General features: G+C 58.6%; 19 protein-coding genes and 2 pseudogenes. 11 read left to right on the top strand and 10 right to left on the bottom strand.

Annotated elements, in window-relative coordinates:
- Positions 1-810 precede the first annotated feature (810 nt).
- Both ACSHXH_RS15440 and ACSHXH_RS15435 read left to right on the top strand, forming a co-directional pair.
- Positions 811-8,613, top strand: coding sequence for a Hint domain-containing protein (locus ACSHXH_RS15440; protein WP_435672695.1), 7,803 nt, complete (start codon positions 811-813; stop codon positions 8,611-8,613).
- Between the two features lie 111 nt (positions 8,614-8,724).
- Positions 8,725-10,071 (top strand): annotated as a pseudogene (locus ACSHXH_RS15435) (ISKra4 family transposase).
- A 193-nt stretch (positions 10,072-10,264) separates the two neighbouring features.
- Here the strand turns inward: ACSHXH_RS15435 and ACSHXH_RS15430 are convergent.
- Complete coding sequence (locus ACSHXH_RS15430; protein ID WP_435672694.1) at positions 10,265-11,605, bottom strand: ATP-binding protein; 1,341 nt, start codon at positions 11,603-11,605, stop codon at positions 10,265-10,267.
- Entirely contained in the window at positions 11,602-12,261 is a 660-nt protein-coding gene (locus tag ACSHXH_RS15425; protein WP_435672693.1) for a response regulator, read from the bottom strand. The genes ACSHXH_RS15430 and ACSHXH_RS15425 overlap by 4 nt, the downstream gene beginning before the upstream one ends.
- Before the next feature lie 145 nt (positions 12,262-12,406).
- Here ACSHXH_RS15425 and ACSHXH_RS15420 point away from each other — a divergent pair, with 145 nt between their 5' ends.
- The 7 genes and pseudogenes from ACSHXH_RS15420 (at position 12,407) to ACSHXH_RS15390 (ending at position 18,331) form a co-directional block, all read left to right on the top strand.
- Positions 12,407-12,691, top strand: coding sequence for a PepSY domain-containing protein (locus tag ACSHXH_RS15420; RefSeq protein ID WP_109384011.1), 285 nt, complete (start codon positions 12,407-12,409; stop codon positions 12,689-12,691).
- Entirely contained in the window at positions 12,684-13,343 is a 660-nt protein-coding gene (locus tag ACSHXH_RS15415) for a cytochrome b/b6 domain-containing protein (RefSeq protein ID WP_435672692.1), read from the top strand. The genes ACSHXH_RS15420 and ACSHXH_RS15415 overlap by 8 nt, the downstream gene beginning before the upstream one ends.
- 188 nt (positions 13,344-13,531) lie before the next feature.
- Complete coding sequence (locus tag ACSHXH_RS15410) at positions 13,532-13,897, top strand: hypothetical protein (protein ID WP_435672691.1); 366 nt, start codon at positions 13,532-13,534, stop codon at positions 13,895-13,897.
- Between the two features lie 44 nt (positions 13,898-13,941).
- A pseudogene (locus ACSHXH_RS15405) lies at positions 13,942-14,412 on the top strand (DUF2271 domain-containing protein).
- A 12-nt stretch (positions 14,413-14,424) separates the two neighbouring features.
- Positions 14,425-16,632 (top strand): PepSY domain-containing protein, encoded by a 2,208-nt coding sequence (locus ACSHXH_RS15400; protein WP_435672690.1) that lies wholly within the window; start codon positions 14,425-14,427, stop codon positions 16,630-16,632.
- Complete coding sequence (locus ACSHXH_RS15395; protein WP_435672689.1) at positions 16,613-17,554, top strand: FAD:protein FMN transferase; 942 nt, start codon at positions 16,613-16,615, stop codon at positions 17,552-17,554. Before ACSHXH_RS15400 ends, ACSHXH_RS15395 begins: the two co-directional genes overlap by 20 nt.
- A gap of 75 nt (positions 17,555-17,629) precedes the next feature.
- Positions 17,630-18,331, top strand: coding sequence for a VIT1/CCC1 transporter family protein (locus ACSHXH_RS15390; RefSeq protein ID WP_435672688.1), 702 nt, complete (start codon positions 17,630-17,632; stop codon positions 18,329-18,331).
- Positions 18,332-18,760: 429 nt separating this feature from the next.
- Here ACSHXH_RS15390 and ACSHXH_RS15385 read toward each other — a convergent pair whose 3' ends face one another.
- Positions 18,761-18,997 (bottom strand): hypothetical protein, encoded by a 237-nt coding sequence (locus ACSHXH_RS15385; protein ID WP_435672687.1) that lies wholly within the window; start codon positions 18,995-18,997, stop codon positions 18,761-18,763.
- A gap of 156 nt (positions 18,998-19,153) precedes the next feature.
- Between ACSHXH_RS15385 and ACSHXH_RS15380 the strand changes: the two genes are divergently transcribed.
- Positions 19,154-19,879 carry a Crp/Fnr family transcriptional regulator gene (locus ACSHXH_RS15380; RefSeq protein WP_435672686.1) on the top strand — a complete coding sequence of 242 codons (726 nt, stop codon included), beginning with the start codon at positions 19,154-19,156 and terminating at the stop codon, positions 19,877-19,879.
- A 27-nt stretch (positions 19,880-19,906) separates the two neighbouring features.
- On the opposite strand, the gene ACSHXH_RS15375 is transcribed toward ACSHXH_RS15380, so the two are convergent.
- The 7 genes from ACSHXH_RS15375 to ACSHXH_RS15345 form a co-directional block, all read right to left on the bottom strand.
- On the bottom strand, positions 19,907-20,071 hold the full coding sequence (locus ACSHXH_RS15375; RefSeq protein WP_435672685.1) for a DUF3309 family protein: 165 nt from the start codon (positions 20,069-20,071) through the stop codon (positions 19,907-19,909).
- A gap of 98 nt (positions 20,072-20,169) precedes the next feature.
- Positions 20,170-20,310: a hypothetical protein gene (locus tag ACSHXH_RS15370; RefSeq protein ID WP_435672684.1), complete on the bottom strand. Its 141-nt coding sequence runs from the start codon at positions 20,308-20,310 to the stop codon at positions 20,170-20,172.
- A 416-nt stretch (positions 20,311-20,726) separates the two neighbouring features.
- Entirely contained in the window at positions 20,727-20,924 is a 198-nt protein-coding gene (locus ACSHXH_RS15365) for a hypothetical protein (RefSeq protein ID WP_435672683.1), read from the bottom strand.
- 469 nt (positions 20,925-21,393) lie between these two features.
- A complete protein-coding gene (locus ACSHXH_RS15360; RefSeq protein ID WP_435672682.1) occupies positions 21,394-22,383 on the bottom strand; it encodes a carbamate kinase in 990 nt (329 codons plus the stop codon).
- A 1-nt stretch (position 22,384) separates the two neighbouring features.
- Positions 22,385-23,386, bottom strand: coding sequence for an ornithine carbamoyltransferase (argF, locus tag ACSHXH_RS15355; protein ID WP_435672681.1), 1,002 nt, complete (start codon positions 23,384-23,386; stop codon positions 22,385-22,387).
- An 11-nt stretch (positions 23,387-23,397) separates the two neighbouring features.
- On the bottom strand, positions 23,398-24,621 hold the full coding sequence (locus ACSHXH_RS15350) for an arginine deiminase (RefSeq protein WP_435672680.1): 1,224 nt from the start codon (positions 24,619-24,621) through the stop codon (positions 23,398-23,400).
- A complete protein-coding gene (locus ACSHXH_RS15345) occupies positions 24,618-26,066 on the bottom strand; it encodes a YfcC family protein (RefSeq protein WP_435672679.1) in 1,449 nt (482 codons plus the stop codon). The genes ACSHXH_RS15350 and ACSHXH_RS15345 overlap by 4 nt, the downstream gene beginning before the upstream one ends.
- Before the next feature lie 298 nt (positions 26,067-26,364).
- On the opposite strand from ACSHXH_RS15345, the gene ACSHXH_RS15340 reads away from it, so the two are divergent.
- A complete protein-coding gene (locus ACSHXH_RS15340) occupies positions 26,365-26,721 on the top strand; it encodes a hypothetical protein (protein ID WP_435672678.1) in 357 nt (118 codons plus the stop codon).
- Positions 26,722-26,748 lie beyond the last annotated feature (27 nt).

Below are 26,748 nucleotides of genomic sequence, written 5' to 3'. Positions count from 1 at the left end.
GGCAGTCGAATCTCATAATTAAGGGCAAAAAATATCCCCGAACCCGTCGTGTTTCAGATTTAAGGGCAACGCGACACGTCCCGTTTTGGGTGCTGCCATCATTCTACGTGGAAACGAACGGATGGTCTTTGAGTTGCGCCGCGCCTTTCCTCAACATCGTCGGGTGATTGAACAGGCCCGTGGGTTGTCGCAGGACCTCGGCCAGCGGTTATCTGGGCGGTGGAAAACAGAGTATCCGACCAGGAAGACGCATGGAACAAGCCGCCCAGGTGCATCCATGAGCGCTCTGCAGGCAGCTCGTCAGGCCATATCCGAGCTTGGTGTCGGCGCAAACCGTGAAGCGCTTCTGACCCGCGCCGATGCAATCTGGAAAAGCTCAGGTGATGTCAAATCCTGAGGCGTGGAGCCTGTGGAAATATTGCAATTAAGGGTGCAAAAACGCCCCAAAATGCGCTGAATCCGCAGAATCTGATTAAATAGGGTACAGTGACACTCGATCTGAAATCCTGGATGGCCTGTACTCCAACGAGAAAGCTTGCCTTCGTCACTTCATCTCAATCTCGCCTTTTTTCAGCAAAATTATGGCCCTCATTCGAGTTTAGGCAAAGCGTTGTTGGATGTGTCTGAAAGCAGAGTGCTGCCTTCGGAGATCTTGCCAACGAACGACAACACGTGACTGGGGATGTCTGGTTTGCCAAGCATAAGGGTGTTTTGGCAATGCCCATCGTGATGGAATCGGGGCTTGCTGAACTGGTACGCCGTCTCGTCGTTCGAAAACAGTGATGATTAAGCAGCAAGAGTACCTTAAGAATGGCCACGTATACAGTTACGACGTTGAATTGGACCTCCGGCAGTTTCTGGGCTAGTGTCAGCGAGTCTTCAACAGGTCACACGCTCGATTTTTCGGGTCTTGATCCCTCCTTCACGGTTCAGGTTAATCAGGCCACTGGAATCATTACCCTTTCTGACGGGTCGACCACGTTCACCGTGGGCGAAGCAGGGGTTTCCGGAGCCGACGCCAATCTTGGTGGCGCGACCCTGCTTGACTACTTCACCAGCATTTCAGGCGTTCAGGGTGCCGATACCGTCTCGGGCACAGCCGGCGCTGATGTGCTGGACGGAAACAGCGGTGCGGATTCCCTGTCGGGCGACGCCGGTGCAGATACGATCTACGGCAATGGCGGCGCAGATACGCTGGTGGGCAATGCCGGGACCGACCTGATCTACGGGGGTGCAGACAACGATTCGATCACGGGCGACAATAACAACGACCAGCTCTTCGGCGAAAGCGGCGACGACACGCTCGACGGCGGAAATGCCGACGATTTCGTCAATGGCGGTGCCGGGGCCGACCTGATCTATGGCGGCGACGGAGCCGATCATCTTGAAGGCGGTTGGGAAGATGCATCCGCCGACACCATATTTGGCGAAGCTGGAAATGACCTGGTCTTCGGCTATGGCGGTGACGATTCAGTTGATGGCGGCGCCGGCAATGACTGGATCGACGGCGGGGCTGAAAACGATTGGCTGGTAGGTGGTGCCGATGAAGACCGGATCGTCGGGGATCTGGGCAGCGACACGATCCGCGGCAATACCGGCTACGACGTTCTGACCGGAGGCGAAGGCGCCGACCTGATCAACGGTGGTGACGATGCCGACCAGATCTGGGGCAATGCGGGCGACACGATTGTCGGCGGCGAAGGCGGTGATGACAACGACACACTCTATGTCAGCCATGTCGATTTCATAACCTACACAACTGCCGAAAGCGGCACCGTCACCTTCAACTCGGGCGATACGCTCCAATTCAGCGAAATCGAAAGCGTCGTCGAGTTGACGCCCGATGGCGTGGTCGACGGCACGTCTGGTGACGACCAGATGGGCCAGTTCGAGTTTGATGCAGATGGCGAGTGGATCGACAATGGCGATGCAATCGGCGAAAGCGATGCAGATTCCGTGCGCGCGGGCGATGGCAATGACACGGTCTGGTCAGGTGACGGCGACGACACCGTCCATGGCGAAGCCGGTAACGATCAGCTCAATCTTGGACCCGGAAACAACGTTGCTTTCGGCGGCGCCGGGGCCGACACGATCGACGCGGAATGGGGCAACGACACCATCTCGGGGGACGACTTTACCACCACCGGGCCGAACCTGATCGTCAACGGGTCCTTCGAGGACACGACGGGAATGACCAGCGTGGTCTGGGGCTTTTCCGGGGCTGGCGGCGCCGCGCCGGGTTGGACCGATGCCAACGGCTACAACATCGAGTTCGACAATAGCGGGCGGAGCGGGCTCAACGCGACCGAAGGCAATAACTGGCTGGACATGGAGGCCGGGCTTGGCGAGCACATGGTCGTCAGCCAGGCGGTCGCGGGTGTCACCGATGGCCAGGTTTATGTTCTGCGGTTCGATATGGCCGACAAAGCCGACGGCTCCGACGGCACTCTGGACGACAACCAGATTCAAGTGATCTGGAACGGCGATGTTGTGGGCACCATTGACGGGGTGGACGGCGATTGGCGGAGTTATGAGTTCCACCTGATCGGAGGATCGGGCGACGGATCGAACACGCTGACCTTCTCGGGGCTGGGAAGCGTGGACCGTCAAGGCGTCTCGCTCGACAATGTGCAGATGTTCGAAGGGGTCGAAGCAGCGGGCGGCGCGGACAGCATCATCGGCTGGGACGGCGACGACGACATCATCGGCGGCGCGGGGAACGACACGATCGACGCCGGGGTCGGGAACGACGAGGTCGTCGCGGGCTCGGGCGATGACAATGTGCTGGGCGGCGATGGCAGCGACCTGATCTATGGCGGCACAGGCAATGACATCATTTCGGGCGGCCTGGGTGACGATACGGTCGACGGGGGCACAGGGGACGATACCCTCCGCGGTAACGAGGGCGACAACCTTATCTCTGGCGGCGATGGCAACGACAGGATTATCTCCTCATCAAACTCTCTGGATACAATTTACGGCGGCGCGGGCGAAGATTTTATTACCACCGGCAACCGTGAGCAATATGTCGATGGTGGGCTGGGCAACGACACGATCATCGATACGGATATTGCGGGCACCTCAGAAAGGGACACGCTGCTTGGGGGGGATGGGAACGATTCCATCGTGTCCAATTTTACGGGCACAGGGAACCTCGCTGACGGCGATCTCATAGACGGTGGCGCTGGCGCTGACACCCTGACCGGTGGCGATGCCTTTGACACGATAATCAGCGGTGAGGGCAATGATTCCATCGACGGCGGTGGGGGCAACGACTCCATTGACGGTGGCGCGGGCAATGACACGGTACGCGGCGGCGATGGCAACGATACGCTGCTGGGTGGCGATGACCAGGACCGCCTCTATGGCGGCGCGGGTGACGATCGGCTGGAGGGCGGCGCGGGCAATGACCAGTTCTTCAGTGATGCTGGCGATGATCTTATTCTGGGCGAATCCGGGCGCGATACCTACTTTGTGGCGGACGGGTTCGGCAATGATACTGTCGATCTGGGCACAGAAGAGATTGCCGTCGACAGCGGAAGTGCCTCGGAGTTCATAAGTTTCTATGACGTTTCATCGGCGGTAACGATTACCTATACCGGCTCGGGTGGCACGGCGACGGACGGCACCAACACGATCACATTCGACAATGTGGACGGTTGGGAAGGCGCAATGTTGGCTGGCGGTATGTTCGATGCGCGGCTGGCGACGTTTGACGTTACCTATTACGACTATGGCGGTGCCACGACCGCCTACGGATCCGCGTTCAATGATTTGATCGCGGCTTATGACGCCGACGCGAGCGACCGCTATTATGATGGCGGTGCAGGCGATGATACGCTCGATACCGGCGGCGGCAATGACACCATTCTGGGCGGCACGGGCAACGATGACATCAATGCGCGTGGCGGTAATGATCTCATCGACGGGGGCGATGGCAACGACACGGTCATCGCCGGGGCTGGCAATGACACGCTGCGCGGCGACGCGGGCAACGACTCGTTGATCGGTGGCGCGGGCGATGATGTGCTCGACGGCGGCGCGAATCAGGACACCCTGGAAGGCGGCGAAGGCAACGACACTTTGATGGCCGGGTCAGGCGCTGACGTTTTCGACGGAGGGGACGGTGAAGACGTCTACGACATCGGAAACTCACTCGTCTCTGCTTTCGCTTTTGAGGTCAATCTGCAAGATGGTGTCGGCAGTTATGGTACCACCTTCAGCAACATTGAAAATGTCATCGGTGGATCGGGAGACGATACCCTTATTGGCAGCGCGGCAAACAATGCGCTGACAGGCGGCGCGGGCAACGATACCATCGACGGTGGCAGCGGGGCGGACACGCTGGAGGGCGGCGATGGCGACGACAGCATCAGCGGTGGCGCGGGCAATGATATCCTGTCCGGGCAAGAGGGCGACGACACGTTTGTTCTGGAGAACGGCTTTGGCGACGACCTTATTCAGGGCGGCGAAACCGGGGAAACCAATGGCGACACCATTGACGCCAGTGGCCTGACGCAGAATGTAACAGTCGACCTGACTGCGGGTAACAGTGCCGATAGTGAAAGCGGGACCATTAGCAATGCTTTGCCCCCTGCCCCGGCTGGCTTTCATTACGTACGCGTTTTCGAACCGGATGATCCGTCCAGCATTACGGGATTCGGGGTCTATCCTCGGTCTGATATCGACTTCACGGCAGGCACCTTCCACTACGTCCTTGTCGAAGACGACGACACCACGCTTCATGATAGCCAAGGCGTTACCGGTGGCGGTGGTAGCGAAGATACCACCCAGGAGTTTGCCGAAGATCTGGATGGGCTGAACACCACCGGAAATGGCATCGGTATGCCAGGTATTTCGACCTATATCGATGCCAATGGCAACAGTTTCACTGTTGGCTGGCTTGCATCGACATACGACGGGTCTTCGACCGGTGTGCCGTTTAACACATACCTGGCGGTCAGTGATGCCGCTGGCGGCGACCCGGTTGGAACATCGACATGGACAGGTGCAAGTTCTGGTATTGCAAATGTTCCCTACGCAAATTTCAACCCAGATGAAGACATTGCGACCTTCTCGGAGATCGAGGACATCACGCTTGGGTCCGGAGATGACAGTGTTATTGGGTCCACTGGAGATGACAACGTCACCACCGGCGGCGGCGCGGATACAGTCGTAGGTGGAATCGGGAACGATACGTTCGCACTCGACACAGGTACGGGCACTGGGGACGGTGCCACCGATACGGTGGTCCTTTCAGACGGCCACGGCAACGACACCGTTTCTGGCTTTGAAGCACCCACCGACAATGGCGATGGCACGTTCAACGGCAACGACCAGTTGGATGTATCAGGTCTTACTTCGGATGGTGGGACAACACCGGTCAGCACGAGCGATGTCACCGTCACAGACACCAACGGTGACGGCACAGGCGATGCGATCCTGACGTTCTCCGGCGGTGAAAGCATTACTTTGGTTGGTGTTCTGTCCAGTGAGGTGGACACAGTCGACGAGCTTGTGGCGCTTGGCATTTCGGATGGGCGCGACTTCATCATCGAAGGCACCGACGTCGCAGATTTGATCGACACGTCCTATACCGGTGACCCAGACGGCGACGTTGTCGATGGTGGCGACGGACCGGGAGGCACAGATGCGGACTCGATCCTTGCCGGTGACGGAGACGATACCATATTCGCGGGGCTTGGCGATGACACGCTATTCGGCGGCGCAGGCAACGACTCTGTTGAGGGTCAGGACGGCGACGACCTGCTTATCGGCGACGGTCCGGCAAGTGCGCCAGGAGGGCAATTCGGTCTGTTTGCCTTGGACAGCTCCGGCACCACAGGCATCCTTGTCAACGGGACCTATACCTTCGACAGCAGTGCAGCCAGCACCAATGTGCAGGTCACCGATGACGAAAACGCTTTCGAAGATCTCAACTTCTCCAGTGGCAGCACGCAGGATACAGGCGCTCCTCAGGTCCTGACCGCAGACATCACCATCGGCTCGACCACCTATCTGGCGGGCACCGAGATTCATGCGATTGCCCAATCCGACATCGTCAACGAAACAACGGGCGAGACCGGCAATGCCTGGCTGATCCAGATTGGTCCTGTTCAAACGGGCAATGCCTACTGGTCGTATGATATTTCAGTCAATGACGGCGACCAGATCACCTGGACCTCGTCCAACACCCCCGGTGTTCAGGATCAGCAATTCGCAAATACGACTGGCCTTGACTATGTTGACCTGGTTCAGGCCGATGGCCAGCACCTGCCGTCAAACGACACACTTGTCGGTGGCATTGGCACCGACACGCTGATCGGTGGTGTGGGCGATGACAGCCTTGTGGCTGGCGATGGCGCTGACTCGATCTCGGGCGGGAGCGGCGCCGACTGGATCGACGCAGGCACCGGCAATGACACTGTCGATGGCGGTGGCGGAAACGATCAGGTGTTTGCCTGGACCGGCGATGACAGCGTGCTTGGCGGCGCGGGCAATGACACAGTCTTCGGTCAGGACGGTGCGGACACCATCTTTGGGGGCGCTGGCAACGACTACCTCGATGGCGACGATGCGGTCGCAGGCGCGGATTCCATCTATGGCGAAGATGGCGATGACACGATCATCGGTGATGGCGGCAATGATATGCTGTCGGGCGGCGCGGGCAATGACCAGATATTCGCGGGCGCGGACAATGACAGCGTCTCGGGCGGTGATGGCAATGACCAGCTTTTTGGTGAAGGTGGCAATGACAGCATCGACGCTGGTGCGGGTAACGACACCGTGCTTGGCGGTGACGGCAATGACACGATCATCGGCTTTGAAGGCAATGACAGTGTGCTTGGTGGCGCGGGCGACGATGTCATCAACACACGCACCTCGCCCGGAACCGGCCTGCCGGATGAAGGATACGGTGCCTCTGGCAACCCGCTCTTCTACCCGAGTGACGCGGACGCATTCAATGACCGTGATACCGTTGATGGCGGGATCGGCAATGACAGCATCCTGAGCGGAGATGACAACGATCTCATCTTCGGCGGTGACGGGGCCGACACCGTTGATGCGGGCTTTGACGACGACGAGGTTTCCGGCGGTGCTGGCGCTGACTCGCTCGAAGGCAACGAAGGCAATGACACGATCTCGGGCGGCGCGGATGGTGACATCATCTATGGTGACGTGGCCCCGACCAATCCGGATTATCCGTTCTTTGCCCCCTACGACCTGCCAAATGACGGCACCGATCTTGCGCCGAACAACAACGCGGACTTGCTGATCGGCGATGGTGGCAACGACACCATCTACGGTCAGGATGACAATGACACGCTGGAAGGTGGGCTTGGCGACGACCTGCTGGATGGCGGTCAGGACGACGACTATCTCGACGGTGGCGAGGGTGCCGACACCCTGATCGGTGGCGCAGGCAACGATCTTCTTCTCGGGGGCAATGATGGCTCTGCCGACAGGCTCGATGGCGGCGACGGCAACGACACCCTGAGCGGTGGAGGTGGCGACGACATCCTGCTTGGTGGTGCCGGAACGGATGACCTGTTCGCAGGCACCGGCAATGACCAACTTGAGGGTGGGGATGGCAATGACACGCTGGATGGCTGGATCGGCAACGACACGATCACCGGAGGCACCGGCGACGACCAGATCATCGGCGGGGATGGCAATGACACCTTTGTCTATGTCGCAGGCGACGGCATCGACACGATCAGCGATTTCAATTTCGGCAATACCGGAGCGCTGAACGACAACGATATCACGAACAACGACCGGATCGACCTGTCGACGTTCTATGATGACATCTGGGAACTGACAGCCGACCAAGCCGATGACGGAATCCTGAACCAATCGAACGACGGCGTTGGTGGTGTGGACTATTCCGACAACGCCAGCTTTGGCAGCGGCGGCATTGTCTTTTCCGGGGCAACGGCGAATACTAATTTCTACAATTTCGAAAACACCGGCGTCGTGTGTTTTGTAGCAGGCACGCAGATCAATACCCCGGATGGACCGTGTGCGGTTGAAGACCTGAAATCGGGTGATCTCGTCTGGACAAAAGATTCCGGTGCACTGCCGGTGCTATTCACGCATCGCTCATGTCATGAGTGGGACAAGGCAAGCCATAAGGATAAGCCGATCTTGATTCAAAAAGGGGCCGTCAATGGTAGGCTGCCGCACCGGAATTTGAAAGTGTCACCGCAACACCGCATCCTGGTAAATGATCCGGAGACAAGCGAAGAGGTGCTGGTACCGGCAAAGGCTCTTACAGGGCTTCGCGGTGTACGTCAGATGTCTGGATGCCGCAGCGTGGAGTACTATCACGTTGTGTTGGATCGCCACGCGGTGATTGATGCAGAAGGCGTTGCCGCCGAAAGCTTCTATCCTGGTCCGATGTCGCTGCAATCCTTGCCCATTACCCAGCGGGCGTTGCTGTTGCCGCATCTGCTTTGCGTCGCAGCCACTCAAGAGGTCAAAGGCTATGCTCCGGCGCGCACATTTGTCAAAGTCAAAAACGCCCGTGCCCGGATCGCGCGCGGTGCAACCATTGCAACGTTTGAGACGAAGCACGACATGTGGGATGTGGATATACGAATAAGGGCTTGAGGCATTGCCAACTTGAAAACTCAGCGAGTTCACGTGACAACACCCGGGGAGTGGGCAAAACTTGGTGGTCGACGTGGTAGGGTAAGGTTTCGGAACAAAGCGGGACCCACCATGGATGTAAGCATTTTTGTCGAGACGACGTTTGACGATGGAGAAACCAAGAGGCGCAATATCGGTTGACTTCGCCGTGCGCCGGATGAGTTTGGTTCCGAGAATGTGGGCCTTCTCCTCGACGACGCAAAGACCTTGTTGAGACGCTTGCAGGAAGCGATTGTGCAAGATCAGGTCGGTGAAGCAATAGAGGCTCGCCGGAAATGCGATGGCTGTGGCAAACACCGCGCGATCCATGATGATCGAGGCCGTATTCTCGACACTCTTTTGGGGCGAATTCGGGTGAAGTGGCCAAGGCTTCGACGCTGCTTGTGCCAACCGGCTGGGATCGCGAAAGCTGGACCGCAATCACCACTTGCCGGACTGTTCTCTGACCATGCGACTCCCGAACTTCGGCGCCTGCAGGCTGAATTGGGGGCCAGGCACTCGTTTCGGGAAGCCGCTCGATTGATCGAAATGTTCCTGCCCTGTTCGGCGCAGTCGAACACGACCGTTCGAAATCGCTTGTGTCGCGTCGCCGACGAGCTAGGTCACGACGACGCAAGCCAAGGAGACGCGGATACAATCGCGCCGCGCTCACCACTGACCGTTTTCCTCGATGGTGCGCACATACGATGTCGGCCTGAATACCAGAAACGCCATCTGGATGTCGTGGTCGGCAAGGTTGAAAGTCCCAATATGAGCCGGCGGTTTGGCCTCGTGCAGCAAGCCGCCACTTCTCCTGCAAAGCAGCTCCGACATGACTTGATCGCGCAGGGCTGGGACGGTCAGAGCAAAGTGACCGTGATTTCATCAGGCGAACCTGCTCTGCCGAATTTGGTGAGGCGTGCCGTTCGAGGTCCAGTCACCCACATACTGGACTGGTGGCATATCTCGATGCGGGTCAAGCACATCGAAAATGCGGTGCGGGGGCTTCTGCAATCGAAGGAATTCTTAGGGTTGCCGCTCCTCTTCGAGCGACCTGCCGATACATTGCGTTGGTACCTTTGGCACGGCAAAGTGATGACCGCCGCGACAATCCTCAAAGTTCTTCAGATCGACTGCGATCGTCTGCACGCCGAAAGCCGAGAATCACGAGAAGCGGCCAAGCGCGTCAGAGCTCGGTGCCAGGACCTTTATTCCTACCTTGCGAACAACTTCGACGCGCTCGTTGATTACGGCCATCGACACCGAACTGGCCTCGCTGTTTCATCGTCCCGAGCAGAGGCCTGTGTTGATGACATCGGCAACACCCGCATGGGCAAACGTCGGCGCATGAGATGGTCACCACGGGGCGCGCATCACGTTGCTGTTACGCGGGCTGCTGTCCTTGACGGCAGGCTAGGTGTCTCAAAGCGGGCCGCTTGACCACCAGCTTTTGCCCACTCCCTGCCGAAAGCGTCTCGTCTCAGATTTAAGGGCAACGCGACAACTGGTGCTGACCGTGTTTGCGGATCTGACCATCGCAATCGGGGTCGGCGTCGCGCTAGGCTTGGCGCTGCGATTGCGGCGGCAAAAAGCTGAGTCCGAGAAGGACTGGACACCTCGGGATCGCTGAGCGCTAACGGCTCGAACCAGCCTTCGGAAGCTTGATGCACACTTCGAAACCATCCTTATTGCCCGCGCGAGGGGAATTGAGGATGAGTGGACTTCCGATCCGTTCCGCAATCGCCGCAACAATCGCAAGGCCAAGGCCGCTTCCGGTGGTGTTCGGACCTGCACGTTCAAAACGGGTGGTCAGGTTCTCCAGTTTCTCTTGCGGCACGACGGGCCCTGCGTTTGCCACGCGCAATGTGCCATCTGGTGACAGCGAAACGTCAATGGGTGCTGTTTCCGCGCCATGCCGGATCGCATTTTCGATCAGGTTGCCACACAGGATACCAAAGGCATCCGGGTCCAGATCTGAAACGACCGGTCCGTCGGGAAGCGTCAGCACGATGCGGCCCGGCGATATGGTGCGCTCTATCCCGTTCACAATAATCCGCGCAATGCCGCGCAGATCCGAGGTTTCGTCCAGCCGTAGGCGGCCTCCTTCGGCGCGGGCAAGTTGCATCAGGCGTTCCGACAGGCGCGTGAGCCTCTTTAGAGTGGACTCGATGTCAGCCGCTCGCGCAGCCGCAGCCGCGTCACCAGTTTCTGACTGAAGCCGCTGCGCCTGCGCGATGGCTCCGGCGAGGGGTGTTCGCAATTCATGTGCGGCATTGGCGGCAAAGCTGCGTTCGGCGTCGAATACGCCCTTCAGGCGGCCCAAAAGTTCATTCAGAGTTGCTGCGACAGGGGCAATTTCCAGTGGGATGTCATCTACCCGAACGGGCGACAGGTCGCGTGCATCGCGTGCATCAAGCCCTTCGCGGAAACGCCGCACAGGACCAAAGCTGGCCCGCACGGCAAGGAAAATGGCGAGGAGAGCCAGGGGGATCACGACCAGAAGCGGCAGGCCCAGCCCCATCTGGATTTCCCGTGCGACCGTGGCGCGGTGGTCCAGCAGTTCGGCCACCGAAATGCGCACACTGCCCTGCAAGGCGTCCTCGTTGTAAAGCCTGTGGGTTGCGGTCTGACGGAAGCCCGTTCCGTCATAGGAAGGAAATATTTCCGGATCGGCGGCATGCGATTGCAGCAGGATGCGCCCCTGCGAGTCCCGTACGATGTAAGTAAAAAACTCGGTATGTTCGCGGATTGCGCCAAGGCGTTGGCTCACACCGTCATCTTCGCGGCCGACAATCTCTTGTACGGCAAGTGGAAGAAGGCGCTGCGCCGTTTCCTGAAGGGCGGAGTCGAAGATCTCGTCCATTTCGTGGCGCAGGTTTAATGCCGTTACTGTGGCTGTCCCGATCCACAGAAGCGTCAGCCCGATACCCAAGGACAGCCCCAAACGGGCCTGGAGGCTCCGTGGCAGTCTCATGAAGGGCCCAGACGATAGCCCATGCCGCGTTCGGTCTGGATCACGTCAGCCCCAAGTTTCTTGCGCAGGCGGCTAACATGGACTTCGATTGTGTTGCTTTCGATTTCGGCCCCGTGGGCATAGAGCTTGTCTTCAAGCTGTGTTTTCGACAGCAGCTGACCGGGACGCGCCAGAAACGCATCGAACAGCGCCCATTCGCGCGCGGTCAGCTGGACTGCTTTTCCGTCCCGGTGGATGCGGCGCGAGGCAAGGTCTATGTCCAACGCGCCATGGGTGATGATCGGGTTTGGATTGCCGCTATACCTGCGCGCGACCGATCCGATCCGGGCGATGAGTTCCGACAGGTCGAACGGTTTGACCAGATAATCGTCAGCCCCCGCATTCAACCCTTCGATCCGGTCTGAAATCTGGTCAAGGGCAGTCAGGATGATCACCGGCGTCACGTCCCTCAGATTTCTGATCGTCTTCAGAAAGCCAATGCCGCGACCATCGGGTAGCATGAGGTCAAGCAGCAGCAGATCATAGGCGGCAACCGCCATTGCATCCCCCGCCGCGTCAAGCCGTGTGACCCAGTCCACGGAGTGGCCGTCGGCGGCGATCTGGTCGCGCACGGCTTCTCCCAGAACGGTGTCATCCTCGATAAGCAGGATACGCATGGGTGTCGGGCTCCTTTGGGTCTCATGCCGTCTTGAACACTCCAGCTTACGCGAGGCTGACGCAGATCAGCCCGTGAGCTTCAGGAACCTGTCAGGTTGCTGGCGCATGGTCTGGTGAAGTTGGCCGCAATCCGGAGTTTGCCGCATGAAGAAGACACTGACAATGCTCGCAGTTTTCGCGACTCTTTCAGCGGGCGCTGCGATTGCCGACGATGATGACTGTTTTGTCCCCATGGCCGACTGGCAGCCACGCGAAGCGGTGGCGCAGATGGCACTGGACAACGGTTGGACCGTGCGTCGGATCAAGATCGATGATGGCTGTTACGAAATTGATGGCCGCGATGCACAGGGGCGCCGGATCGAAGTAACCGTTCATCCGCAGACCCTTCAAATGATCGAATTTGAATACGAGGATGACGACGATGACTGAGACCTCTGCACATGATGCGCCTTCTGCCGCGCAAAGATCTATAGCCAAGGTTCGTGTCTGGGATCCTCTGGTCCGGGTCTTTCACTGGAGCTTGGTTGTTACGTTTGTCGTGGCCTATCTGAGCGCCGAGGAGCTTGGCACGGTGCACGAGATCGCGGGTTACATTGTCGCCGGACTGATTGCGTTCCGGGTGATCTGGGGCTTTGCTGGCAGCAAATATGCCCGTTTTGCACAATTCCTGCGAGGGCCGTCAGAAACGGTCAGCTATATCGGGGATGTCGTACGCGGCCAGGAGCATCGGTATCTTGGCCACAACCCTGCGGGTGCCGCAATGACCGTTGCCTTGCTCCTGACACTGGCCGGCACCGCCTTTACGGGGTGGCTGCTCGAAGATGAGGACCGCATTGCGATGCTGCCTGACCTGCCACAGATTGTCTCTCCGGCCTATGCCGATGGCGTCGACGAAGGGTATGGCGGAGGCGGGTCGGAAGCCGTCGAAGAGGCACATGAGGTGCTGGCCAACCTCATGCTTTTGTTGATTGCAGTCCATGTCGGCGGAGTTGTGCTGACCTCTTTCCACCACAAGGAAAACCTCGCACGGTCCATGGTCACCGGTGACAAGCGCGCGCCAGAGCCCGGCGATATCTCCTGAACGTTCCCCCGCGTCGAATGTCCCTTCGACGCTTCCCTGGCCCCGCCATCTTCGGTGGGGCCTTTTTTCTTTCCGGCGTCGTTCTGACGTCTTTCTGACGGCAAGCTGAAGCAAAAAACCGTGTCACGTCAGGAAGACCTCAGGTGGTGTCTCCAGATTGTTCTCAGCACACAAACGGAGACATGACCATGAAAAAGACACTCGCCCTTCTTGCAGCAACAACCGCGCTGTCCGCAGCCATCACCGCACCGGCCTGGAGCGCGATGCGCACAAGCAATAGCGAATTTCTATCTTTCGCAGCAGTTCTCGAAGCCGATCAGGACGCCATGCCGCTGATTTTTGCCAGCAGCGATGATGATGACGACCGCGAATATCACAATGGCGCGCGGTATGAAGACGACGACGATGAAGATGACTGCGACGACGATGAAGATGAAGATGATGACGATGATTGCGGCAACAGCGCCCGCAATGCAGCACCCGCAGGCACCACCCCTCCGCCGCACAATGGCCTGTTCGGCAATGGCACTCCGCCAGTCGTTCAAATGAATTGACGCTTATCCTTACATTCCCATGTCCTTAGAAAGGCACATTCCCCATGAAATCACTTCTTGCAACACTGGCGCTGACCACGGCGCTCACGCTCCCCGGACTCGCAATGGCGCGTCCGGTGACCTTGACCACGACGATGAACAATTACGGAGGCGATGGGGCCTATCTTGCGCTTTATGTCACTGATGCCGCGGGGGCCTACGCTGGCAGCCTCTGGATGGCTGGCGGCAAGTCGAAATACTATGAACACCTGAGCGAGTGGTACCGGGCCACCGCCGGTGACACCGCACAAATCAATGGGATCACCGGGGCCAGTGTCGGGGCCGGACGGACGCTTGAAATCACGCTTGATCTGGCTGATGCGCTGTTTGATGCGGGCTATACTCTTCATATCGACGCCGCCGTCGAGGACATGCGCGACGGCCCGAACTAGGTCGCGGTGCCCCTGACGACAGGCGGTGCAGGCACGCCGATCACAGGGCGCCGCTACATCGCTGATTTCACCTACGACATGTAAGGAGGCCCGGCGATGATCCGCGCTTTGCACCGTTGGCCGGGTCTTCTGGCCGCAGCCCTTCTCATTGTCCTGACCCTCAGTGGGGCCGCTCTTTCGGTCTTTCCGGCGGCAGAGCGCCTGACCGCGCCGCAAGCTCAATCCGAGATGAGAGTGGCAACGCTCGCGGCTCGCATCCAGACCGCCTATCCAGGGGTCGAACAGATCCGGCGGTCTCCGTCAGGTCAGATCACAGCCTACTGGTTTGTCGATGGCACACCGGGGGCGGCGGTGATTGATCCTGCGACGGGCGAAGGCGTTGGGTCTGCCGACCCCAATCAGGTCGAGCGATGGCTGACCAACCTGCACCGGTCGCTTTTTCTGGGTGATGGCGGACGGATCGCAATGGCCCTTGGTGCGGCGGCGATGATGATCCTTTCCGTTTCGGGGTCTGTCCTTGTTGCGCGCCGTGCCGGTGGCTGGCAGCGCTGGTTCTCACCTTTGCGTGGCCCATTGTCTGGCAGGTTGCATGTGGAGATTGCGCGCGTCGCGATTCTGGGCCTTGCCTTGTCGTCGATGACGGCGCTTTGGATGTCGGCCTCGACCTTCGACCTGCTTCCCATCGCGGCATCCGCACCAGCCTTTCTGAACGCTGTCAGCGGTGAGACAGGCTTTTCGATCGTGTCCATCGACCTGCTGGGACAGACCCCTGTGGCCGAACTGCGCGAACTGAACTTTCCCTATCCGGGCGATGCCAGCGACGTCTTCACCCTGAAGACGGATCAGGGCACAGGATATCTGGATCAGGGGACAGGTGCGGCGTTGGGCTGGACCGATCTGACCGGTTGGGAAAATGTGTCGGAAACGATCTACATGCTGCATACCGGTCAGGGGGCGGCCTTTCTTGGGATCCTCCTAGGACTGATGGCACTGGGCGTACCAGTGTTGGGGGTCACGGGTGTCCTTGTCTGGCTGGCAGGACGACGCAGCAGACCGCGCATTCCCGGCAACCTGCCGGCCGCCAAGGCCGAAACGATCCTGCTGGTTGGCAGCGAAGGGGGCAGCACTTGGGGCTTTGCGGCGACGCTTCATCAGGCACTGAGTGCGGCGGGGCAAACAGTCCATGTCGGGCCAATGTCCGGGTTTGATCTGGCGCACCACGCCAAGGCACAGCGGTTTGTGATCCTTGCGGCAACTTATGGTGACGGCGACGCGCCGGAAACCGCCAAAGGGTTCCTTGATCGCCTGAAAGCTTTGGCACCCGTGCCGACGGTACCGATTACAGTGCTCGGATTTGGCGATCGCAGCTATCCGGAGTATTGCGGCTACGCTCAAAGGGTCGCGGCAATGGCTGAAACGCAGGGTTGGGACATGCTCTTGCCCTTCGACACGATTGACCGCCAGTCGCCACAGGATTTCGCGCGTTGGGGGCGTCTGCTGGGTCAGGCTCTTGGCATTGACCTCGAACTGGCGCACCAACCCGTTGTGCCTGCAACTGAGACGCTGACCTTGATTTCGCGCCGCGACTACGGGGCGGAAATGCAAGCACCTACCGCAATCCTGCGCTTTGCCTTGCCGCGTGTTTCACTTTGGCAAAAACTCACAGGGCAGGGCTTTGCCAAGTTCGAGGCAGGTGACCTGATTGGCATCGTGCCGGAGGGCTCCGCAATCCCTCGGCTCTATTCGCTGGCTTCTGACCGGCGCGACGGGTTCGTCGAGATCGTTGTGAAGCGCCAGCCAAGCGGGCTGTGTTCTGCGCAACTGACCCAGCTTGCCCCGGGCGATACAGCCAATGGATATATCCGGCGCAATCCTGGCTTCAAACCGGGCAAGGGCCGTGCGCCTCTGATACTGATCGGTGCCGGCACGGGTATCGGCCCATTGGCGGGGTTCATACGGGACAACAAACGGCATCGTCCGATTCACCTGTTTTTTGGCATGCGTCATCCAGAGAATGACTTTCTCTACGGGCAAGACCTGTCGGATTGGCAGGCGGAGGGTCGTCTGACCCGTCTGGACACCGCGGTGTCGCGCGCGGCCAACCCAAGCTATGTGCAGGACACGCTGCGTGCCGAGGGTGCAGAAGTGGCCCGCCTGATCCGAGACGGGGCACGCATCATGGTCTGCGGCGGGCGCGGCATGGCGGCCGGTGTAACAGATGCGCTGGCTGATATTCTGAAACCGATGGGTTTGACGCCACAGGCTTTGAGGGCGGAGGGACGTTATGTCGAAGATGTCTACTGATCCAACACGCCACGCGCTGCATGGGCCCACAATGGGCACACGTTGGACGGCGCTTTTTCATGTGGAAACAGGCTTTGACCCAGAGCCTGTGCAGGTGGCCTTGCAGACTGCGGTCGATGAAGTGGATGCACAGGTGTCCACATGGAAACCCGACAGCGACCTGATGCGCCTGAATGCGGCACCCGTCGGGGTTTGGCAGGCGGTCCCGGCGCGGTTGCTAGATGTCCTGGTGCTGGGGCGCGATGTAGGGCTGGCCTCTGGCGGAGCGTTTGACATGGAGCTTGGTGATGCGGTGGCGGCTTGGGGTTTCGGTGCGGATGAAGCCGACCCTACGCACATCCGTGCTGCGATGGCGCGTCGTCGGGTTGAGACTGCGCTTGAGATTGATGTTGCTGGCGGCCGCGTTCGCAAGACCGCCGATATTGCGCTGGATTTGAACGGGATCGCCAAGGGATATGGGGTTGACCGTCTGGCTGATACGTTGATTGCGCTCGGTATTCCGGCGGCTCTGGTCGGAATCGACGGTGAAATGCGCGGGGTGGGTTTGCGGCCTGATGGCGCGCCATGGACCATTGCCGTTGAAGCGCCTGACCCCGCACGCCGCGCGCCGCATTCGGTTCTTGCATTGCACAACGCCGCTGTGGCCACATCAGGCGATTACCGCCATTGGGTCGAGGTGAAGGGCCGCCGCCTGTCCCATACCATGGACCCTTCGCGTGGTGCGCCGCTCCTTGCGCCGCCCGCCTCGGTGACCGTAATCGCGCAGACCTGTGCCGAAGCCGATGGATGGGCCACTGCGCTGATGGTTCTTGGGGTTGATGCAGGGGCGACGCTGGCCGAGCAACGTGGACTGGATGCGCTGTTTCTGGTGCGCGATGAAAGAACTGGCATTCAAAGCAAAGCCGTTGGTCGCCTGTTTTAGGAGCAGCCGTCAGAGGGTATTTTGGGACTCGATCAACAAATTTCCAAATCAAACTGAACGAAAAGGTAAAGGTTCATGAGCCGCTTGACACACTCGGAAACCCATATGGTGCACCGGATCGGCTGGCTGCGGGCAGCGGTCCTTGGCGCAAATGACGGTCTCGTCTCAACCGCAAGCCTTGTAGTCGGCGTGGCCGCCGCAGGGTCGGGACGCCCCGAAATTCTGATCGCTGGACTTGCGGGGCTTGTGGCGGGTGCCATGTCCATGGCGGCGGGAGAATATGTCTCGGTCAGTTCGCAAACCGATGCGGAGCAGGCAGATATCGCGCGCGAAACGAAGGAGTTAGCGGAAACTCCTGAGGAGGAACTCAACGAACTGACCAGTATTTATCTCGCGCGCGGGCTCGATGAAGCGCTCGCACGCCAGGTCGCTGTTCAACTGACCAAGAAGGATGCATTGGGCGCGCATGTGCGCGATGAACTTGGGATATCAGAGACAGTCGTAGCACATCCCATTCAAGCAGCCCTCGTTTCAGCGGCGACCTTCAGCATTGGGGCGGTTGTGCCGTTGGTCGTGGCTGCGCTGTCGCCAACGGCGCAGATCACGCTGGTGGTTGCTGTGACAACGCTTTTCGCGTTGGCCGTCCTAGGGGGTCTTGGCGCATCGACAGGTGGGGCCGGGATCATCAAGGGAGCAGTACGCGTGACATTCTGGGGCGCGCTTGCCATGGCGGCGACTGCTGTTGTGGGTACGATTTTCGGGGTAGCTGTTGGCTGAAGTCATCGCCCAATAGGAACAAGAATACAGGCGATTGTGGTAGAGATTTGGCGATGACGACGACGATATCTTGAGCTGCACGAAGGTCGGTCTGGGACAATCAAGGTTAGGGAATGAGAACTCATGATGTGGGTCATAGGCGCGCATATGTTGACCTGAAGTGAAGGGATGGCACTGTGCTGCGGGAAATGCGTGGGTCACTCAAAGGAGTTTCTGACGCGTGGACTCAGGTTTGCTGGTGATGTCATATGCAACGACAATGAGTTCAGACAATCGATGTTCCTTTGTGAAACTGCGATCATTTCAGGTAATAAACGCGACTGAGGATGAGTGAGTGTTGGCCCAAAACGGCGGTGGCCAAGGACTGTGCGAGGGCGACACCAATCCGTTTGAGCCGCCTCCCTGCCGGAAAGGGCTGGAACGCTTCAATTAACTTCTGCGGACGGAATTTCCGCCAGCGATGATTTTGTTGATCAGCGTAGCGACCGCGTTATGTTCCTCGATCTCTATGTCGGACCCTCCCGCATTTTCATGTGTGGCGGCGGCATCCTTGAGAACACCCATAATCTCGTTTTCCGGTAGGACCTTTGCATCATTCAGCGCGAGAAGCAGCGCTTCGCAGATTGATAAGGCGGCCACACCAGCACTCGTGTTATGGTCGGACATACTGTGTTTGCCTTTCAGGATTGTTGCACGCGCGCAGCGAACCTGTGCGGCGATAACTGCAGTGTTTCAAAGATCACTTCTCTTTGGGCTGATCCGTGTCAGTCGCGGCGGATTTCTCTTTGATAGGTAACCAGCATTTTGCGTGGAAAGGAGCCCATGATGCCGAACAAGCCGCTTGCACTCAAACTGGGCGCTTTTGTAGCCCTATCAGAGGCTGAACTGTCCATCCTGGAAGGTTTGCACAAGCGCCGCCGTACCTTTGCCGCTGGGCGCGATCTGGTGCATCAGGGCCAAACGGATCATGCCGCATACATTCTCAATTCTGGGTGGGCTTGTTCCTACAAACTGCTTCACGATGGGCAGCGGCAGATTGTTGATTTCCAGATACCAGGCGATTTTCTTGGGCTACGGAGTGTGCTTTTGCACATCTCGGATCATTGCATCGAGCCTGTCACTGATATCGAAGTGACGGAAGTGCATGTCGCTGACCTTCTGGAGGCGTTTTCGCACACGCCGCGGCTGGCGACAGCGGTCTTTTGGGCGGCGTCCCGCGACGAGGCGATGGTGGTTGAGCATCTGGTCGGTATCGGGCGTCGCGATGCGGCTGAACGCATGGCGCATTTTCTGCTCGAACTTGGGGCCAGATTGTCCCTTGTCGGCTTGGGAAGCAGGGCGGGATACGCCTGTCCTCTGACACAGTATCTTTTGGCCGATGCCATTGGGTTAAGTGCCGTCCACGTCAATCGGGTGCTTCGACAATTGCGAGAAAAGGGACTAGTCACATTCCGCGATGGTTTTGTCACGTTTGATGACTATGATCGGCTGGTTGAATTTGCGGACTTTGAGATGACCTATCTGGATCAGGTTGGGCCGCTCCTTTAATAAAGTGACGGTTTAAGTGGGCAGGGATCAGATGCGACCAAGTAGCACTAGAATAAGCACGATGATCAGCACGGTGCCAAGCACACCGGTCCCTGCATGACCATAGCCGTAGCCATAGCCACCAAAACGTCCGCTAAATCCACCAAGCAGAAAAATGACAAGAATGATGATCAGGATTGTACCAAGTGACATAGCGTTTCCTAAACTGTTGTGCAGTATGCGGCCACTCATCGACCCAAACGGTCAGTATCGTTATGCGGTTCGAATTCGATGTGGACTGATGATAGAAGTCAGTTTCCATCGATGGAAATGCCCTGCTCGTTGATCTGGATATCGACACCGCTTTGGCTTTCACGATAGTAAAAATAGATTGCAGCAAGGGCGACGACGGCGAGACCTCCAATCAAAACGAACAAGAAATTGCGGCTCATTAGGGTCTTCCTTTCAGTTTTCTTTTGTCATTCGTGTCCGAAGGAAAGTGGCTCAAGCGCTGACGCCAAGGAGCTCTAACTCTCTATTCGTTCCGGCAGCCGGGCACATTCAGGTCTCTGCAAAAGTATCCCGCAGCGCCGCCAATAACAGCTCCTGTCACAGGGCTTCCGCCCGTCGCACCGGAAATCACAGCACCGCCCGCTGCACCGGCGATGCCCCGTTCTGTATCGTTTCCGAGACATCCAGCGAGGCCAAAAAGGAACGTTACAAGAAGAATGGATCTGAGGTGCATTTGACTATCCTTTGGTCCGTTTTGGTTGGAAATCTGTTTGAAGGATCGAATTGAAAAAAGATCAAACGCGGTCGCCGAGCAAGGGTCGCAAGGCGACCGCGCATTTAACTCAGGCGGTCAGTGTCACGCGAGTGCTTTGGTTGCGGCGTCGAGTTCTTTGTGGGTGTCCGCATCGTTCTTTGCCGTGTGCGCCTTTTCAGCTGCCTGATAGTGTTTGTGCGCCGCGTCTTTTTTCGGACCAGACGGGGCTTTGTCCCATGCGGTCTTCACGGTTTTCATCTTGTCGGCAACGTTGGCCGATTTATTGGTTTCGGGTGTCATTAGCTTGTCCTTTCACGGACGGTCCTTTGAGAAGAAACACGCGGGACGGGGGACATGGGAACAGTCTGTCCCACGTGTCTCTGGATCACTTGGACTGGTTACACGTTCACCTAAGTTCGGCGAACACTGGAGACTATCGCGCCGCCCTCGTTCTCCCACACTGATGCAGGTTGGTCTGGGGCATTGATTTCCGATAATTTCGGGTGGAAGCTCACAAACTGGCGGAGTTTAGCCGACGTCCGGTTGATGATTGCCCGGGCGGCTCCACCCAGTGTTTCGCGGTTGTCTGCCGTTGACTTAAGAACACGCACAGAAATGGCGGAATGAAGCGCCCCCAGAAACCGAAAATATCTCGCACGATCGGACAAATGCGCGAAACCAATCTCCAATAGGTGGCGATCTGTCGATGTCACTTTCCTCACGAGCACGGACGCGCCGTTTTTGAGGGTTGTTGGGAAGGGCGTGAGTTTCACTGCTTGCCTCGAAGGTCAGATACGCCTTGTTGCTCTGCAAAAGTTTCATCTGTCGCGCCTTGCCGCGCTTTGGGCTTTTCTTCTGGAATGCGTGTCCCCGCACGGCCCTCGATGATGGCGCGGGCATCTGTCAGTTGTCCTATTCCAGCGAGTTTGCCACTGGCGGTTGTGAAAGCCACCGCAGCGGCAACCTTTGGACCCATCGACCCGGGTGGAAGGTCTAGGTTGCCAAGTTTTGATGGCGTTATCTCGCTGATGGCGGTCTGATTGGGAGCGCCAAAATCTCGGTAGACGGCTGGTACGTCAGTCAGCAGCAAAAGCGCGTCTGCGTTGAGGCCGAGGGCCAGAAGAGCTGACGTTCGGTCCTTGTCGATGACCGCCTCGACGCCCTCCATGTCACCGCTCGTGTTTCGAATGACGGGAATGCCTCCACCGCCCGCGCAGATGACGATATGCTCAGCGTCCAAAAGAACCTTTATGGCGTCCAAACCGATGATGCGAAGGGGCATGGGTGAGGGAACGATCCGGCGCATGCCGCCGGTTGCCTCTTGCACCATCTGCCAGCCGTGATTGCTTGCAGCCAACGCGGCTTCTTTTTCCGTATAGACAGGACCGATGGGCTTGCTGGGGGCGCCAAAGGCGGGGTCTTTCGGGTCCACCTCTACACGGCTGAGGAGGGTTGCACAGCGCGAACCTTTTGGGAGCGCGTTCATCAATTCCTGTTCGATCAAGTAGCCAATCATGCCGTCTGTCTCAGCGCCCAGCACATCCAGCGGCCATGGCTTTTGTGGATCATAGGACGCACCTTGGAGAGCCAGCAAACCAACCTGCGGTCCGTTGCCATGGGCCACGATGATTTCATGGTCACGCGCCAGATCAGCAAGCGCAAGTGCCGCAAGCCTTACGTTTGTCCGCTGAACGGCTGCGGTCAGCGGCTCACCTCTGCGCAATAATGCATTTCCGCCAAGGGCCACAACGATGCGCATGTCAGGCCCCCATTGTGGCAACGAGGACCGCCTTGATCGTATGCATCCGGTTTTCTGCCTGATCGAATACGACAGAGGCGGCGCTTTCAAACACCTCTTCGGTCACTTCCATGCAATCGATCCCGAACTTTTGAAACGTCGCTTCGCCGACTTCGGTGTCGCGGTTATGAAAGGCGGGCAGGCAATGCATGAATTTGGCGTAAGGGTTCTTGGTTTTTTCCATCACCTCGGTTGTCACGCGGTAAGGCTGTAGCAGCGCGATACGCGCTTCCCAGACGTCATCAGTTTCGCCCATCGAGACCCAGACATCGGTGTAGACGAAATCGGCCCCTTCCAACCCTTCTGCATGCTTCTCGCTCAGCGTGATCCGCGCGCCCGTGGTCTCGGCGATGGTGCGACACTGCGTGACAAGGTCTGCATCGGGCCAGCAGCTTTGTGGGCCACACAGACGGATATCCATACCAATCAGGGCCGCGCCGACCATCAGGCTTGAGCCCATGTTATTGCCTGCATCCCCCATGAAGCAAAATGCGATATCTGAAAGATGCTTGTGCGTGAATTCCTTCATGGTCATCAGGTCGGCGAGGATCTGGGTGGGGTGAAACTCATCCGTCAGCCCGTTGAAAACCGGCACGCCGGAAAATGCCGCCAGCACCTCTGCATCCTTTTGGCCAAAACCGCGATACTCGATCCCGTCATAGAAGCGGCCAAGAACGCGGGCGGTGTCTTTCATCGTTTCCTTGTGGCCGATATGGCTGCCGGATGGACCCAGATAGGTGACATGCGCGCCTTGATCATAGGCTGCGACTTCAAAACCGCTGCGGGTGCGGGTGCTGTCTTTTTCAAAGATCAGGGCGATGTTCTTGCCTTCGAGCATGGGTCGTTCATATCCGCCTGCCTTGGCCATTTTGAGGGAGGCTGCGAGTTGCAACAGCTGCCGAATTTGGTCCGGGGTGAAATCGAGCAGCTTAATGAAACTGCGTCCGCGAAGGTTCTGTGGCATTTGTTATTCCTTTAAATGGCGTCGCGGATCAGGGGGCAGGTCATGCAATGTGATCCACCGCGTCCACGCCCAAGTTCCGATCCGGGGATCGTGATGACCTCGACGCCCGCTTTGCGCAGGAGGGTGTTTGAGAAGACGTTGCGCTCGTAGCCGACGACAACGCCCGGCTCGAGGCAGAGCAGATTGTTGGCATCGTCCCATTGTTCGCGTGCGGCTTCGTAGGCGTCGCCGCCTGTTGGCACGGTGCGAAGTTTCTTGATGTTCAAAGCATCCGCGACCACATCGAGGAAGGGTTTGGTTTCAACCTCAACTGCAATGGTTTTGTGGTCCGTTTGGCGCAGGCTTGTGCAGCGGATTGCATCTGTTACTTCGGAAAAGACCGTGACCAGATCACGGTCACAGAAGGTGAAGACCGTATCTAAGTGCATCGCGCTGCGGGATTTGGGGAACTGGCAGGCTATGACGCGGGTTGCTCCGCCGCCTGCAAAAAGCCCACGCGCGATCTGGCCCACAGCCTGAGGCGTGGTCCGCTCTCCCATGCCAATAAGGACAGTGCCATTGCCGATCGGCATGACGTCGCCACCCTCGACTGTGGCAGGCCCGTGGTCCTGTTTCGGATCACCCCACCAGATGGAAAACCCGGCATCCTTGAAATCCGGATGAAACCGGTAGATCGCGGCGAGATTCAGCGTCTCCAATCGACGCGCAGGCCAGTGCATCGGGTTCAGGGTCACGCCGCCGTAGATCCAGCAGGTCGTATCGCGGGTGAAGATGTGGTTGGGCAAGGGGGGCAGGATGAAATCCGCAGGTTCCAGCATGGGGGCCAGTACGCCCTTGGCGGCAATCGGTAGCTCTGCCCTGCTCATTCCGCCGATTAGAATAGTGGATAGCAGATCGGCGGGGATTTCCATCAGATGGGCCATAAGATCCTCAGCAAGGCCAATGCCTACCGTATTGTCGGTGATCCGCGCCTCCAGCAGCCAACGGCGGGCTTCCATGTCAGCCAATGTTTCGGCGAAAAGTTGGCGCAGGAACACGACCTCGACCCCGCGATTGCGCATCGCATCAACGAAGGTCATGTGCTCGATCCGCGCCTGTTTGACCCAGATCACATCATCAAACAGCAGCTCGGCGCAGTTGGCGGGTGTCAGCCGCGCCATCGCGGCACCGGGTTTATGCACCAGAACGCGCCGCAGCTTGCCCGCTTCGGAATGGACGCCATAGGTGATGGTCATGATGGGGTTCCTTGCAAAAGCACGCCAAGGCTCAGGGCGGCCATGATGATGACGGTGAGGCCCAGCAGCACGGGCCAGACAAAGCGCAGCCAGCGCTCGTAAGGAACGCGGGCAATGGCGAGCCCGCCCATGACCACGGCGGAGGTGGGAGTGACGAGGTTGACGACGCCGGTCGCAGATTGGAATGCTGTGACAATCAGGCGGCGCTCGACCCCGGCAAAGTCGCCAACCGGCGCGAGGATCGGCATCGACAGAACGGCCAGGCCGGAGGTGGAGGGCACGAAGAAGGCCATCACCACCTGGATCCAGTACATCACGTTGATAAAGACGACGTCGTTAAGGCCAGCCACGGTGCCTTCAGCCCAATGCAGGATGGTGTCGGTCATGTGGCCCGCATCCATGATCACGACTATGCCGCGCGCCAAGCCGATGATCAGCGCCACGCCCAGAAGGTCACGCGCGCCGCCGACAAAGGCCTCGACCACGCCCTTTTCGCCCAAGCGCCCGATCAGGCCGATGGCGATGCCGGCGAACAGGAACAGCCCGCTCATCTCGGCCATCCACCATCCGCCCAGGGACACGCCCCAGATCATGACGGCGAACGTTGCCCCAAAAAGCAGCAGGACGATTTTATGGAGACCGGTAAAGTCCGTGGTGACTGCCTCGGCCGTGCCAAAATGCGCCTCGTTCGCGGCCTTCAGATCATAGACAAACGACTTGGAAGGATCGGCTTTGACCCGTGCGGCATAGCGCATGACATACGCCACGGTGGCCGCAAAAGTGATGCCAAGGATGACAAAGCGCAGCATCAGCCCGTCGGTAAACGGGACACCCGCCGCGTCCGATGCAATGACGGTGGAGAACGCGTTCACGGTCGAGCCAAGTACACCGATGCCAGCGCCCAACAAGATCACCGCCACTGCTGTCATGGAGTCATAGCCTGCGGCGATCATGACGGGGGTCAGCAGCACGTAAAAGGCCAGTGTTTCCTCGGCCATGCCTTCGGTCGTGCCTCCTATGGCGAACAGACCCATCAGGATCGGGATCATCCACTTTTCGCGGCCCTTGAGCCGGGTCATGGCGCGTTTGATGCCTGCGTCGATGGCCCCGGTGGCGGTGACCACGCCGATGAAGCCGCCGATCATCAGCACGAACAACGCCACGTCGATCGCGTTCGCGGTATAGCTGCCGGGATCATAGAAGCCTGCGATGGGGGCGAGGATGACATCGAAGAATCCCTGAGGGTTGGCGTCCGTGAGCGCGTAGGTCCCCGCGACGGGGAGTTCCTTGCCAAGCGCCTCGGAGGCCACGCGTTCAAATTGGCCCGCCGGGATCACCCATGTCAGGGCCGCGATGATCACGATCAGCGCGAAGAGGATTGTGTAGGCCGAGGGAAATGAGAGCCGTTTGGTGGGCTCAGCCGGGGGCGCTGCGGGGTTTGCCATTGGGTGTCCTTTGTCGGCACGCATCGCAACGGCGATCGCGGCGGTTGGGACAATATTACCGGGGGCTGGCAGGTGCTGGACTGACTGAGGTTAGCTGCCTATCAGGATGCACTGCGGTACAGATGTGGGGGCCGGAATGGTCGAGCACACGAGTGCCAGAAACTAAGAATCCGCCCCGATTGGTTCGAGCGGGCGCGAGACGATGCTGGCACGTTGCTGACGCAACATGGATATGGCTTCGTCAACGCACCAAGTGTCCAGTCGGTCCAAGGTCCGAGTCAGTGATAAGGAAACTCAGTTGCTGGACATTTTGAAACGTCATCTTGTGCTGAGTCTGGCTTTTGTCGCAACTTTTGCGATTACGGTGGTGTTTCTTGTCAAATTCACATTGTCGGTATTGATCTGGTCCGATGCCGGACGCGTGGATCAGCCGATCGAAGCTTGGATGACGCCGCGCTATGTATCGCGATCGTGGCAAGTTCCGCCTGAGGCAATTGCGGGCGCGTTGGGAGTTCCAGCCGATGGAACCGGAAGACGGGTGACCCTCGCCCAACTCGCCGAAATCCAGAGCCGCGACCTGCAGGCGCTGATCAGCGATCTCGAAGCCTCGATTGCCAAATTTAAGGGGTCTATATACTTAACTAGCCAGAAATAACTTGCGCACATTGGCTAGTTAAGTTAC

This window comes from Marivita sp., from assembly GCF_051251565.1.
Taxonomy (GTDB): domain Bacteria; phylum Pseudomonadota; class Alphaproteobacteria; order Rhodobacterales; family Rhodobacteraceae; genus Marivita.
This window is presented reverse-complemented; position numbering and strand designations above follow the sequence as displayed.